Below are 13,189 nucleotides of genomic sequence, written 5' to 3' on the forward strand. Positions count from 1 at the left end.
CTGCCCCGCGCGCCATGATCCAATTCGCTCCTGAGCCGCGCACCCCTCCGGCGGTGACGGCTGCCCGAATGCGGCCCTGATGCTTCAGCAGCCGCGTCGGCTTCTCTGGCCCTGGCGGATCGCCGGACTGGCCTTTACCGTCCTGATTCTTGTCGCGGTCGGCGGTGGCATCGGGCTGCATCTGCTGTCGGAACGCCGGCAGACGGCGGAACGCAGCCTGGCCGAGGCCAGCGTGCTGGCCAGGAGCATGGCCGCCCAGGCCTCCGCCCTGTTCAACGCGCTGAACCAGGCCATGATCGGGCTCGGCGCCGTGGCGCGGCGCACCGGGGCGGAGCAGGCGCAGGAGGCGCTGGAGGCGCTCGCCGTCCGGGAGGCCGCGGCGCCCGAGGGCGTCACGCTGGCCATCCTGTCGTCCGACGGGCGTCTGCTGCTCGCGAGCGAGGCCGGGCGCCGCCGGATCGCCGGCCTCGACCTGAACGACTTCGAGAAGGCGCTCGGCGCGCTGGCCGCCGGGCAGGGCGGCATGCGCTTCGGTCCGCCCGTGCGCAGCACGGTGGGACCGGCGCTGCCGTTGTGGCATCCCCTGCCGGACGGCCAGGAGGCGGTGCTGGCCCTGCTCCCCCTCCGGCTCTTCGAGGGCTTCTACGACCGCCTGCTGTTGCCGCCGGGCAACGAGATCGCGCTGATCGACGGCCAGGGCCGCCTGCTGGCGCGCATGCCCTCCGACCCGGACCGGATCGGCCAGCCGGCCGCGCAGGCGGTGCGGGCGATCGAGATCCTGCGCCTGCAGGAGAACTGGTCCGGCCTGAGCCGCACCGAGGAAGGGGGCGGCCATTTCACCGCCGTGGTGCCCGTGCCGGGGCAGCCGGGCGTCGTCTCGGTGGGGCTGAGCGAGGCGGCCGCCTTTGCAGCTTGGCGCAACCATGCGGGACTCGGCGTCCTGCTCACCCTCCTGATCACCGGCGTGGCCGGGTCGGGCGTGGCGCTGGTCCTGCGCGAGGCCCGGCAGCGCCTGGAGGCGCAGGGCCAGGCCACGGCGCGGCTGGAGTGGCTGGCACGCGGCTCGGCGCAGATCGCCAGGATCGCCGAGTTGCCCGTGCTGCTGGAGGTGGTCGCGCGCCTGGCCCGCGAGACCACGGGCGCCCCCTTCGCCGCCCTGATGCTGCTGAACCAGCCGATGCGCCGCCCCGCCGAGAGCCGGGGCACCGAGCCGGCACCGGGCCGGTTCGCCGCGCTCGGGCGCTGGATCGCCGGCCTGCCCGGGGAGCCCGTCGTGCCGGAGGGCAGGCTGCCGCCGCGGGAGGATCTGCCGGCCCGCATGGCGCTGCCGCTGAGGGAGGAGGATGGCGGGGCCTTCGCGGTGCTGGTCCTGGCGGAGCCCGAGGGCGGCTTCAACGCCGATGGCGAGGCGATGCTGGACCAGCTCGCCCGCCTCGCCGAGGTGGCGATTCGCAACCGGCGTCTGATCACGGCGCTGCATGGCATGGCCGACGAGGCGAATGGCGCGCGCGAGCGTGTCGAGCACATCCTCGATTCGATCAGCGACGGCTTCATCGCGCTCGATGCCGAGTGGCGCATGACCTACGCGAACGGCGCCGCGCTCGGCATGATCGGCGTGGCCAGCCCGGCCCTCCTGGGCCTCACGCTCTGGGAGCGTTTCCCCTCTCTGCTGCAGGACGAGGCCTTCGCCCTGCTGCACTTGGTCGCCTCGCGCGGTGCCCATGAGGACTTCGCCGTCCACCTGCAGGAGCTGGATCGCTGGTTCCGCATGGTGGCGCATCCCGCCGGCGATGGCGTCGCCATCTTCTTCAGCGACATCACCGGCGCGCAGCAGGCGCGGCAACGGCAGTTCGAGAGCCAGCGCACGGAGGTCATCGGCCGGCTCGCCAGCGGTGCCGCGCGGGACCTGCTGCGGGAGTTGCGCGAAGCCGAGTCGCGTATCGAGCAGTTGCGCGGCACCATCGCCGACATCACCGGAGGCGCCCCCTCGGGCCTGCTGCGCGACGGCACCGCGGCGCTGATGGCGACGCGCCGCGGGCTCGAGATGGCCGGCAGGATGCTGGACTTCGCCAGCCTGACAACGGCCGGGAAGGCGGACCCGCATCCGGCGACCCTGCTGCGCAACCTCGAGCCCCTGCTCCGCGCCGCCCTGCCCGAAGCCGTCACGCTCCGCCTGGTGGTGAAGCCCGGCCTGCCCCGCCCGCGCCTGCCCGCCTGGCAGTTCGAGAATGCCGTGGTCGCGCTGGTGCTGCAGGCGCGGGACCTCATGACCGGTGCGGGACGGGTCGAGATCACCCTGACCGGAGCGCAGCCCGGGCATGGATCGGCGCATCCATGGCTGCACTGCCGGATCAGCGCCTCCGATGCGGGGGGCGGCGAGCGGAGCATTCCCTTCCTGCCCGGGGAGTCGCGCGGCGAGTTGCGCGCCCTGCAGGAGATGGTCCATCAGGCTGGCGGCACCCTGAAGCTGGATCGTGGCCCGACATCCGGCTTCAGCGCGGCGCTGGCTCTCCCCGGCCAGCCGCCGCCCGGCTCGGAGGCCTGCATTCCCAGAACCGGAGAGGCGGGAGCGCGCATCCTTCTCGTCGAGGACGAGGCGCCGCTCCGCCACGTTCTCACGCGACAGTTGCAATCCCTGGGGTGCACGGTGGTGGGTGTCGAGGCCGGGCCGGAGGCGCTGAAGGTGCTGGAGGAGGGTTTCCCGGCCGACCTTCTCCTGACCGACATGATCATGCCCGGCGGCATGAGCGGCCGCCAACTGGTGCGCGAGGCGCGCCGGCACAGGCGCAATCTGCCCGCACTGCTGATCTCGGGCTACGCCCTGAGCGAGGAAAGGCTGGGGCCGCAGGATCTTTTGCTGGCCAAACCATGCTCGCAGAACGACTTGGCGCGCCACCTTCGAAGACTGCTCGAACCAGTGGATCCCTCTCAGAAAGGCGATTCATCTCTCAACTAAATTATGGTTGTTGCCGTAGTATCTGCTATCCTTACGAGCAATGCTCGACACACATGCAACCCAGAAGTCGCCCGCTCGCTACGCCCGGCCGGCCCAGCCGTCGTGTGTGAACGAGCGTCCGACCCTGCTGCTCGGCATGGCCTCGCCCAGCCTGGCAGACTCCATGGCGGCCGCCCTGGCGGAAGCTGGCTACAACCCTCAGCGCGTGGAGAGCCAGACGGAACTCCGCCGCGCCCTGCAACAGGAGGCGGCGCGGATCGTGCTGCTGGACCTGGAGCTGATCGGCGGGGACAGCCTGTCGATCGTCAGCCATATCTCGGCGCCCGATCGCGGCCTCGTGGTGTTCAGCCGCCGGCCCTCCGAAGGCGAGCGAGTCGCCACGCTGGAACTCGGCGCCGATGACCATCTCGCCCTGCCGGCATCGCCGCGCGAGGTGGTGGCGCGGCTGAAGGCGCTGATGCGCCGGCTTGGCGGTACCGAGGCCGCGCCCGCGGTGCAGATCATCTGGGGCGTGCAGCTCGACCCGGCGCGGCAGCGCCTGATCTCGCCGGACGGCATGGAGCACCACCTGACCGGCGCCGAAGCCGGCCTGCTGTCGATGATGCTGCAGAACCCCGGCCACCTGGCGGAGCGGGACGCGATCGCCGAACGGGTCCTGGGCTATCGCCGCAAGCCGCAGCAGCGGGGGGTGGACCAGTTCGCCTCCTCCCTGCGGCAGAAGCTGGAGCGGGTTTCCGACGGCCGAATCCAGGTGCTGGCGGTGCGGGGGCGAGGCTACCGGCTGGTGTGGTAGAAGCCCGGCCTGACATCGGCATGGCGGTTATGTCCACGGCCACCCATCCGCCCCTCTCCGAGGATCTGCGCGAGCTGCCGCCGGATCCGAACCTGCCGGACGACCTGTCGCGGCAGAGCCTGCGCCTGCTTGCCGCCCTGCGCCGGCATCACCCGCCCACGGCGGATCATTCCATCCGCGTCGCCACGGTGCTGCTGGCCATGTGGTCGCGCCGGTCCGAGGCGCTTGGCGATGCCGCGCTGATCGTCGCCGCCGGTCTGCTGCACGATCTCGGAAAGCTGTTCCTTCCCGTCTCGCTCCTGGACGCCGCCCGGCAGCTGACCCCGCTAGAGACGGCGGCGGTGCGCGAACACCCCCGCACCGGCTCGGAAACCCTCTCGGCCCTCGGCTATCCGGAAGCCGTGGTCTTCTCCGCGCGCGATCATCACGAACGCTGGCAGGGCGGCGGGTATCCCTCGGGCCGCCAGGGTCGCGAGCTGATGCCGCTCGTTCGCGCCGTCTGCGTGGCGGATGCCTTCGTCGCCATGATCGAGCCCGGCCGTGCCTACCGGCGCCACCTGACGGTGGCCGAGGCCCTGCTGGAGGTGCAGGCCTGCAGCGGGACGCAGTTCGATCCGGGCTTCGCCGCCCTGCTGGTCGATGGGCTGGGCCCCACCTTCCAGGCCGAGCTTGGCCTGGACACGGTGCCCGGCGAGCGACGCGCCGTGGTCGCGGGGCTGTTGCCCTCCCACCTGTTGCAACGCGCCCTCCGGCTGCCGCCCTGCCCCTGGTGACCCCCCGGCGCCGCGCCTGGCGTCAGCGGCCGCCCGGCAGCAACCCGGGAAGGGCCTGGCCCAGGCCCGAGAGGCCCTGCGGCAGGTTCAGCGCCATCAGGCCCGGCGGCACCTCGAAGCGGGCGGCGTTCAGCGGCGCATAGCGCACCTCCTCCGCCTCCAGACTGCCGCGGCGGCCCTCCCGCTCGCCGCTGGCGCGCAGCAGCACGCCATCCGGCGTCAGGCAGGCCGTGCCATTCCCCTCTTTGCTGACGATGCGCCACAGGGCGCAGTCATGCCCCGCCACGCGCGCGGAGCCGGCGCGGCTCACCTTCGCGCCCTCCGGCAGGCCGTCGAGCAGGGGGATCTGGCCCCGGCCCGGCAGGGTCACCACCATGCGCTGCCCCTCCATCACCATCTGCGCGCGCTGGGCCGGGACATCGAGCAGCACCCAGCCCGGCGCGCGCGGCGTCTCGATACGCCAGCGCTGCCGCGCCGCCAGCCAGGCCGCCTCCACCGGCTGCGCGGTCTGCCCCGGGGCGCTGGCGGTGTAGCGCACCGCCACGTCCCGCGTCGGAAACAGGCGCGGCGTCTCCTGTGCCGCCGCCGGAACGGCCAGAAGCGGGCCCGCCAGGGCCAGGATCCGGGTCAGTGCAGTCCTCAAGCGCGTGTCCTCTTCCTGTCCCGCCGCGTGCCGGCGGCCGGGTGCTTGCGCGCCGTCCGCCGCCGCCGCACCCTGTGGCGTATCGGCGCCGCCGGCCTCGGCGAGGCCCGGAACGGCGCCATCTTAGGTGAGGAAAGGACCCCCCATGGACAAGATCGCCGTCGTCACCGGAGCCGGCAGTGGCATCGGCCGCGCCGCCGCGCTGGCGCTGCTCGGCGCCGGCTGGAAGGTGGCCCTGGCCGGGCGCCGCCAGGATGCGCTGGAGGCCACCCGCGCCGAGGCCGGCGGGCGCGCCGGCGACTGCCTGCCGGTGCCGACGGATGTCAGCGACCCCGCCTCGGTCAAGGCGCTCTTCGCCGCGGTGACGGAACGCTGGGGGCGCTGCGACCTGCTGTTCAACAACGCCGGGCGCGGCAGCCCGTCGGTGGATTTCGACGAGATCACGCCAGAGGACTGGTTCGGCGTCGTCGGCGCCAACCTGCATGGCGCCTTCCTCTGCGCGCAGGAAGCCTACCGGGTGATGAAGCAGCAGTCGCCGCGCGGCGGCCGCATCATCAACAACGGCTCCATCAGCGCCCATGCGCCGCGCCCCGGTTCGGCGCCCTACACCGCCACCAAGCATGCCATCACCGGCCTGACCAAGTCGATCAGCCTGGACGGGCGGAAGTGGGACATCGCCTGCGGCCAGATCGATGTCGGCAATGCCGCGACGCCCATGACCGAGCGCATGGTCCGCGGCGTGCCGCAGCCGAATGGCGATATGCTGGCCGAGCCGCGCATGGATGTCCGCCATGTCGGCGAGACCATTCTGCACATGGCCTCGCTGCCGCTCGACGCCAATGTCCAGTTCGTCACCATCATGGCCACGAAGATGCCCTTCGTCGGGCGCGGCTGACGGGCCGGGAGGGGCCGATCGCCCCTCCCTCACCTTTCGCCCGAACGAGCCGGCTTACTCCACCCTGGCACCGGAGCGGCGGATGACCTCGGCCCAGCGGCCGATGTCGCGCTCCTGCACGGCCCGGAACTCGGCCGGAGTGGCCACCGTGCTGGGGGTGATGCCCTGACTCTGGATCAGCCAGTCCTTGAAGTCCGGCGTGTTGATGATCTTGCGGATCTCCTCGTCCATCCGCGCCTGGATCGGCTGCGGCAGGCCGGCCGGCGCGAAGATGCCGTACCAGGTGCTGCTGTCGAAGCCCGCAAGGCCACAGGCCTCCTCCACGGTCGGCACCTCCGGCAGGGCCGGCAGGCGCTTCCGGCTCGACACCGCCAGCCCCTTCACCTGCCCTTGCCCGATATAGCCGATGGCGGGACCTGACTGGTTGAAGAAGAAATCCACGTCGCCGGCCAGCAGCGCCGTCTGCGCGCCGGGCTGGCCGCGGAAGGGCACATGCACGACCTCCAGCCCGGCCACCTGCGCGAACTGCGCCCCGGCCAGATGCGTCGAGGCGCCGTTTCCGGTCGAGGCATAGTTCAGCGCGCCGGGCTTCGCCTTGGCGGCGGCGATCAGGTCCTGGCAGGTGGCGAACTGCGGCCGCCTCTCGGCGCTCACGGTGAGCACATTCGGCACGTCGCCCAGATGCGTGATGGGCGTGAAGTCCTTCACCACGTCGAAGGGCAGGCTGCTGTAGAGCGTGGCATTGATGGCGTGGGTGCCGGCGGTGCCGAAGAGGAAGGTGTAGCCATCCGGCCGCGCCTTGGCGACGAGATCGCTGGCGATATTGCCGCCGGCGCCCGTGCGGTTGTCCACCACCACGGTGACGCCGAGGGCCCTGGACAGCGGCTCGGCCAGCTTGCGCTGATAGATATCGACCCCGGAGCCATTGGGGAAACCGCCCATCAGCGTGATCGGGCGGTTGGGCCAGTTGGCCTCCTGGGCCTGGGACGCGGTCAGGGGAGCGAGAAGCCCAGCCAGCGCCAGACCGAGCAGAAGATGACGGCGCATCAGATCAACCCTTACTGAACATTCACCGAAAGCTAATCGTCGCACCCGCCCCCCGAAAGCCTGGAAGAGAACGGATTCTTCCCCAGAGAGGAGACCGCTGCCCGGAAAGCGGGCATCCCCCGCCATCGGAGGCAAAAAAAACCCCTGCCGCCGGAAGGCGACAGGGGCTTCAGACCCACGACGGGTGGAGGGATCAGCTGCCCTTCAGCACCACGGCCTGACGGCCACGCTGGCCGTCGCGCACCTCGAGGTTCAGCTTCTCGCCCTGCTGCACGTCCTGCTTGCCGGCGCGCTGCAGCACGGAGGAATGCAGGAACACGTCCTGGCCGCCATCGTCCGGCGTGACGAAGCCGAAGCCGCGCACCTGGTCGAACCACTTGACGGTGCCGTTCACGGCATAAGTCGGGCCGCCCTCGTCGCGGCCGCCGAAGTCACGGCGCGGCGGACGGTCGCCGAAGCTGCGCGGCGCGCCGAAGCCACCGCCCGCACCGGCGCCGCCGAAGTCACGACGCGGCGGACGGTCGCCGAAGCCGCCGCCGAAGCCGCCACGATCGCCGAAGTCGCGGCGCGGCGGACGGTCACCGAAGCCACCACCGAAGCCGCCCCGGTCGCCGAAGTCGCGGCGCGGCGGACGGTCACCGAAACCGCCGGCGCCGAAGTCACGGCGCGGCGGACGATCGCCGAAGTCACGACGCGGGCGGTCGCCCCCACCGGCACCACCGCCCGGGCCGAGCTTCCGCTCGGTGATCCGGGTGACCAGCCGGCGGCCCTGGCGGTCCGTGCCGATCTCGCAGACCAGCTTGTCGCCGGTCTCAGGCGGTTCGATTCCGGCCTCGGTCAGCGCCGAAGCGTGGAAGAACACATCCTGGCCATCCGGACCCAGCACGAAGCCGAAGCCCTTACGGCCGTTGTACCACTTGACCTCAGCCTCGATGGGCCCGGTGCCGCCCTGCGAATCGTTATCGGGAAACACTGCGTCTCGTATCCGTAAAAAAGTGTGCGGCCCGACGGGATGCGGGGCCGGCTGACCGGTATCCTCGCACTGGCGGGCGATGATTGCTAGTCGAATCGCAGGGGATTGTACGGTGCCGGATCAAGATCCGGGCGCCGGCGCGCGACGAGGTCCAGCGCCAGCTTCGCCGTCCGTGGCGCGCCGACCAGGCCGGTATGCCCGTGGCCGAAGGCAAAAACAATATCCGGGCTGCGCCGGGCCGGGCCGATGCAGGGCAGGCCGTCCGGCATGCTGGGGCGATGGCCCATCCAGAAGCGCACCCGCTCGGGCGGCAGATCGCGCGGCAGGCCCGGGAAGCTGCGCAGCAGATGGTCGCGCAGGATCGCCGCGCGCCGCCAGTCCGGCGCATCCTCCAGGGCGGCGATCTCCACCTGCCCGGCCGCGCGCAGCCCGGCCTCGGTCATGGTCACGCCCATCTTGCCGTCCGAGGGCATCAGCGGGACGCGCGGCCCGGCCTCCGGCGCGGCGATGACGGCGTGGTAGCCGCGCTCGGTCTGCAGCGGCAGGCGGTTGCCCGCCAGCGCCGCCAGCGGGCGCGACCGGATGCCGGCGGCGATGACCGCGCGGTCGGCCGCGACCTCCCCCGCCTTCGTGCCCACCGCCCTGAGCCGCCCGTCCTCGATCCGGAAGCCGGTGGCGGCGGCGCGCCGCAGGCGGGCCCCCTCGCGCACCGCCTGCGCCACCAGGGCCGCGACATAGGTGCCCGGGTCGCGGCAATGCCCCCCCTCCTCGGCCAGGATCGCGAAGCCGTAGCGGCGGTCGAGCTCCGGCTCGCGCCGGCGCAGCTCCTCGGCCCCGATCTCCCGCCAGGTCAGCCCGACCTGGCAGCGGACACGCCAGGCCAGGGCCTCGGCCTCGAAGGCGGCGCGGTCGGGGTAGATGTACATCAGCCCGTCGCGCCGGATCAGTCCGGACACGCCAGCGGCCTCCGCCAGGGCCGCGTGCAGCGCGGGCGCGCCCTCCAGCAGCGGGCGGAGCGCCCGGGCGGCGCGCAGCACCCTGGCCTCGGTCCAGCCGGACCAGAGGTAGCGCAACAGCCAGGGCGTCGCGCGCGGCAGGTAGGACCAGCGGATGGACAGTGGCCCGAGGGGGTCGCGGAGGAACTGCGGGACCCTGCGCCAGGTGCCGGGCGTGGCGGGCGGGATCACGGAATGGGGCGAGAGCCAGGCGCCATTGCCATAGCTGGCCGCCTGCTCGCCCCCCGGCTCGGCCGGGTCGAGCAGCGTGACCTCCCAGCCCTCGCGCCGCAGCGCGAGCGCCGTGCAGGCGCCCACGATGCCGGCGCCGATGACGACGACATGCCCGCCGCTCATCGGGATTGCAGCCCCGGATCGCGCGCCAGCAGCGAGACATGGGCGGAGACGACGCGCCACCCCTCCGGCATCCGTGCCATGATCTTGGTCTCGCGCCCGATCAGCCCGGTTGGTATCCCATCGGCGCCGAGGCGCTCGTATTCCAGGTGGGTGGCGGCGAAGTCCGGGCCGAAGGCGATGATGTGGACCTTCCTCTGCGCGCGCCGCGCGTAGGCTTTCACCGAGGCGCGGAAGGCGCGGATGGCCTCATGCCCGTAGAGGATCTCGCCGATGCCGAAGCGCACCGTGCGCGGGTCCGCCCAGAAGAGGCTGTCCAGGATCTCCGCGCGGTTGTTCATCAGCGCGTCCTCGTAGCGGTCGAACACCGCCCGGACTTCCGCAACCACCGCCGGATCGTCGATCTGCACGCGCGCACCCCTCCGCTGCCGGGACTCGAGGCGCGCAGGGTGCCGCAGGGCGCGGGCCGGCGGAAGGGGCCGGCCCGCGACAGGTCTCAGCCGGCGTCGGCCACCGCGCGCTTGGCCATCACCGTGACCAGGTTGGCGCGGTACTCGGCGCTGCCATGAATGTCGCTGTTGAGGTCGTCCGGCGCCTGCTTCACGCCGGCCACCGCCTCGACGGACCAGTTGGCGGCGAGCGCCGCCTCCATCTCCGCCTGCCGGAAGGCGCAGGGGCCGGCCCCGTTGACGCCGACGCCCACCCCCTTCGGCCCCCGCGCCACGAAGACGCCGGTCATGGAATAGCGGCTGGCCGGGTTGCGCAGCTTGGCATAGCCCGCCTTCTCGGGGATCGGGAAGGAGATGGCCGTCACCAGCTCGCCCGGCTCCAGGGCGGTGGTGAACATGCCCAGGAAGAAGTCGTCGGCCGGGATCGAGCGGCGGTCGGTGACGATGGTGGCGCCGAGCGCCAGCGCCGCCGCCGGATAATCCGCCGCGGGGTCGTTGTTGGCGATGCTGCCGCCGATCGTGCCGCGGTTGCGCACCTGCGTGTCGCCGATGGTTGAGGCCATGCGGGCCAGCGCCGGGATGGCGGCCATGATCTGCGGGTCGGTCGCCACTTCGTAATGCCGGACCATCGCGCCGATGACCAGCGCGTCGCCCTCGCGCCGCACGTCGCGCAGCTCGGCGATGCCGGAGAGATCGACCAGGGCGGTCGGCTGGTTCAGCCGGTGCTTCAGCGCGGGCAGCAGCGTCATGCCGCCGGACACCGGCTTGGCGTCGGGATCGTCGGTGAGCAGCTTCACCGCATCCGCGATGCTGGACGGCTTGTGGTAGGCGAAATCGTACATCGCGACAGGCTCCCTTACGCGGTGGCGGCGGACAGGGCGCCGCCCTTGCCCTGGATGATGGACCAGATCTTCAACGGTGTCGCCGGCATCTCGACATGCGTCACGCCCAGCTCGCGCAGCGCGTCGACCACGGCGTTGATGACGGCGGGCGGCGAGCCTATGGCGCCCACCTCGCCGCAGCCCTTCACGCCGAGCGGATTGTGGGTGCACAGGGTGACGGCGGTGGAGACGCCGAAGCTCGGCACCTGGGTGGCGCGCGGCATGGCGTAGTCGTTGAGGCTGGCGGTCAGCAGCTGGCCCTCGCTGTCATACACCGTGCCCTCCAGCAAGGCCTGGCCGATGCCCTGGGCGAGGCCACCCTGGATCTGCCCCTCGACGATCATCGGGTTGATGACGCGGCCGACATCGTCGCAGGCGGTGAAGTTGACCACCTGCGTCTCGCCCGTCTCGGGGTCGATCTCCACCTCGCAGACATGGCAGCCGCCAGGATAGGTGAAGTTCTTGGGGTCGTAGAAGGCGGTCTCCTCTAGCCCGGGCTCCAGCTCCTCGATCGGGTAGTCGTGCGGCACGTAGGCGGCCATGCTGATCTCGGCCAGCGACTTCGTCCGGTCCGTGCCGGCGACGCGGAACCGGCCGCCCGCCTCGTCCACGCCGAACTCGATGTCCTCGACCGAGGCCTCCAGGAGATGCGCCGCGATCCTGCGGCCCTTGGCGATGATCTTGTCCATCGCTTTGACCATGGCGGCGCCGCCCACGGCCAGGGAGCGCGAGCCGTAGGTGCCCATGCCGAAGGGGATCTTGCCGGTGTCGCCGTGCACGATCTCGACCGAGCCGAGCGGCACGCCGAGCTGCTCGGCGACGAGCTGGGCGAAGGTGGTCTCGTGGCCCTGGCCGTGGCTGTGCGTCCCGGTGAAGACCGAGATGCTGCCGGTCGGGTGCACGCGGATATTCGCCACCTCGTAGAGCCCCGCCCGGGCGCCGAGCTGGCCGACCAGCTTCGAGGGCGCGATGCCGCAGGCCTCCAGATAGGTGGAGATGCCGATGCCGCGCAGCTTCCCGCGCGCCTTCGCCTCGGCGCGGCGCTGCTCGAAACCGGCATGGTCGGCGGCCTCCAGGGCGAGGCGCAGCGTCGTCTCGTAATCGCCGCTGTCGTATTGCAGCGCGACCGGCGTCTGGTAGGGGAACTGGTCGGGATGGATGAAGTTCCGCCGGCGGATCTCGATGCGGTCGATGCCGGTCTCCCGCGCCGCCACATCGACCAGCCGCTCCAGCAGGTAGGTCGTCTCCGGCCGGCCGGCGCCGCGATAGGCGTCCACCGGCACGGTGGAGGTGAAGACCGCCTTCACCTGCCCGTGGATCGCCGGCGTGGTGTAGCAGCCGGCCAGCAGCGTCGCGGAGAGGTAGGTCGGGATGGCGGGGGCGAAGGTCGAGAGATAGGCGCCCATATTGGCCAGGGTCTCGACGCGCAGGCCGAGGAAGCGCCCCTCCGCGTCGAGCGCCAGCTCCGCCCGGGTCACATGGTCGCGGCCATGCGCGTCGGAGAGGAAGCTCTCGCTGCGCTCGCAGGTCCATTTGACCGGCCGGCCGACGCGCCGCGCCGCCCAGGTGACCAGCGCCTCCTCGGCGTAATGATAGATCTTGCTGCCGAAGCCGCCGCCGACATCGGGCGCCACCACGCGCAGCTTCGCCTCCGGCACCTTGAGCACGAAGGCGCCCATCAGCAGCCGGATGACATGCGGGTTCTGGCTGGTGGTGGTGAGCGTGTACTCATCGGCGTTCGGATCGTACTCGCCGAGCGCCGCGCGCGGCTCCATGGCGTTGGGAACGAGGCGGTTGTTCGTGGTCTCGAAGCGGACCACCTTGTGCGCCCCAGCGAAGGCGGCGTCCGTCGCGGCCTTGTCGCCGATCTCCCAGTCGAAGCAGAGATTGCCCGGCGCCTCGTCATGCAGCGCCACGGCCCCCGGCGCGAGGGCGGCGGCCATGTCCGGCAGCGCGGGCAGCGGCGCATACTCGACCAGGATCGCCTCGGCGGCATCGCGCGCCTGGGCCTTGGTCTCCGCGACGACCATCGCCACCGGGTCGCCGACATGCCGCACCTTGCCGCTGGCCAGCACCGGATGCATGGGCTCGGCCATCACCTGCCCGCCCTTGCCGGTCACCTGCCAGCCGCAGGGCACGCCACCGAGACCGTCGGCCTCCGCCTCCTTCGCGGTCAGGACCGCCTGGACCCCCGGCATGGCCGCCGCGGCCGCGGTGTCGATGGAGAGGATGCGCGCATGCGCGTGCGGGCTGCGCAGGATCCAGGCCTGCAACTGCCCGGGGCGGCTGAGATCGTCGGTATAGCGGCCGCGCCCACGGAGGAAGCGCAGATCCTCCTTGCGACGGACACTGGCGCCGATGCCCTCGAAGGCCGCGCCGACGGGCTTGGTGACGTTCATGGACCTTGCTCTCCCTCGCGCCCTCCCAGGC

The 13,189-nt window shown here is 71.9% G+C and carries 11 protein-coding genes; 4 read left to right on the top strand and 7 right to left on the bottom strand.

All coding sequences use genetic code 11. The annotated features are described in order from the left end of the window. The first annotated feature begins 79 nt into the window (after nt 1-79). The 3 genes from ACF3NH_RS16925 to ACF3NH_RS16935 all read left to right on the top strand — a co-directional run bounded on the left by ACF3NH_RS16925 (nt 80) and on the right by ACF3NH_RS16935 (nt 4,522). Complete coding sequence (locus ACF3NH_RS16925) at nt 80-2,956, top strand: PAS domain-containing protein (protein WP_422924345.1); 2,877 nt, start codon at nt 80-82, stop codon at nt 2,954-2,956. A gap of 106 nt (nt 2,957-3,062) precedes the next feature. Continuing rightward, the gene (locus ACF3NH_RS16930) at nt 3,063-3,749 is read left to right on the top strand and encodes a response regulator transcription factor (RefSeq protein ID WP_198364766.1); all 687 of its coding nucleotides are present in this window, start codon (nt 3,063-3,065) and stop codon (nt 3,747-3,749) included. A 29-nt stretch (nt 3,750-3,778) separates the two neighbouring features. After that, on the top strand, nt 3,779-4,522 hold the full coding sequence (locus ACF3NH_RS16935) for an HD-GYP domain-containing protein (RefSeq protein WP_422924348.1): 744 nt from the start codon (nt 3,779-3,781) through the stop codon (nt 4,520-4,522). Between the two features lie 22 nt (nt 4,523-4,544). Here ACF3NH_RS16935 and ACF3NH_RS16940 read toward each other — a convergent pair whose 3' ends face one another. Then, on the bottom strand, nt 4,545-5,165 hold the full coding sequence (locus tag ACF3NH_RS16940) for a hypothetical protein (protein WP_422924350.1): 621 nt from the start codon (nt 5,163-5,165) through the stop codon (nt 4,545-4,547). Nucleotides 5,166-5,310: 145 nt separating this feature from the next. On the opposite strand from ACF3NH_RS16940, the gene ACF3NH_RS16945 reads away from it, so the two are divergent. Next, nucleotides 5,311-6,060: an SDR family oxidoreductase gene (locus ACF3NH_RS16945; protein WP_422924352.1), complete on the top strand. Its 750-nt coding sequence runs from the start codon at nt 5,311-5,313 to the stop codon at nt 6,058-6,060. A gap of 54 nt (nt 6,061-6,114) precedes the next feature. Here ACF3NH_RS16945 and ACF3NH_RS16950 read toward each other — a convergent pair whose 3' ends face one another. The 6 genes from ACF3NH_RS16950 to ACF3NH_RS16975 form a co-directional block, all read right to left on the bottom strand. Continuing rightward, on the bottom strand, nt 6,115-7,107 hold the full coding sequence (locus tag ACF3NH_RS16950; RefSeq protein ID WP_422924354.1) for a Bug family tripartite tricarboxylate transporter substrate binding protein: 993 nt from the start codon (nt 7,105-7,107) through the stop codon (nt 6,115-6,117). A 193-nt stretch (nt 7,108-7,300) separates the two neighbouring features. Next, on the bottom strand, nt 7,301-8,080 hold the full coding sequence (locus ACF3NH_RS16955) for a cold-shock protein (protein WP_370591915.1): 780 nt from the start codon (nt 8,078-8,080) through the stop codon (nt 7,301-7,303). An 86-nt stretch (nt 8,081-8,166) separates the two neighbouring features. Beyond that, on the bottom strand, nt 8,167-9,432 hold the full coding sequence (locus tag ACF3NH_RS16960; RefSeq protein ID WP_422924356.1) for an NAD(P)/FAD-dependent oxidoreductase: 1,266 nt from the start codon (nt 9,430-9,432) through the stop codon (nt 8,167-8,169). Beyond that, the gene (locus tag ACF3NH_RS16965; RefSeq protein ID WP_422924358.1) at nt 9,429-9,839 is read right to left on the bottom strand and encodes an AtzH-like domain-containing protein; all 411 of its coding nucleotides are present in this window, start codon (nt 9,837-9,839) and stop codon (nt 9,429-9,431) included. The genes ACF3NH_RS16960 and ACF3NH_RS16965 overlap by 4 nt, the downstream gene beginning before the upstream one ends. An 86-nt stretch (nt 9,840-9,925) precedes the next feature. After that, complete coding sequence (locus ACF3NH_RS16970; protein ID WP_198364759.1) at nt 9,926-10,720, bottom strand: FAD binding domain-containing protein; 795 nt, start codon at nt 10,718-10,720, stop codon at nt 9,926-9,928. Nucleotides 10,721-10,734: 14 nt separating this feature from the next. Then, complete coding sequence (locus ACF3NH_RS16975; protein WP_422924360.1) at nt 10,735-13,158, bottom strand: xanthine dehydrogenase family protein molybdopterin-binding subunit; 2,424 nt, start codon at nt 13,156-13,158, stop codon at nt 10,735-10,737. Between the last annotated feature and the right edge of the window lie 31 nt (nt 13,159-13,189).

The organism is Pseudoroseomonas sp. WGS1072, from assembly GCF_049340465.1.
In the GTDB taxonomy this organism is placed as follows: Bacteria; Pseudomonadota; Alphaproteobacteria; order Acetobacterales; family Acetobacteraceae; genus Pseudoroseomonas.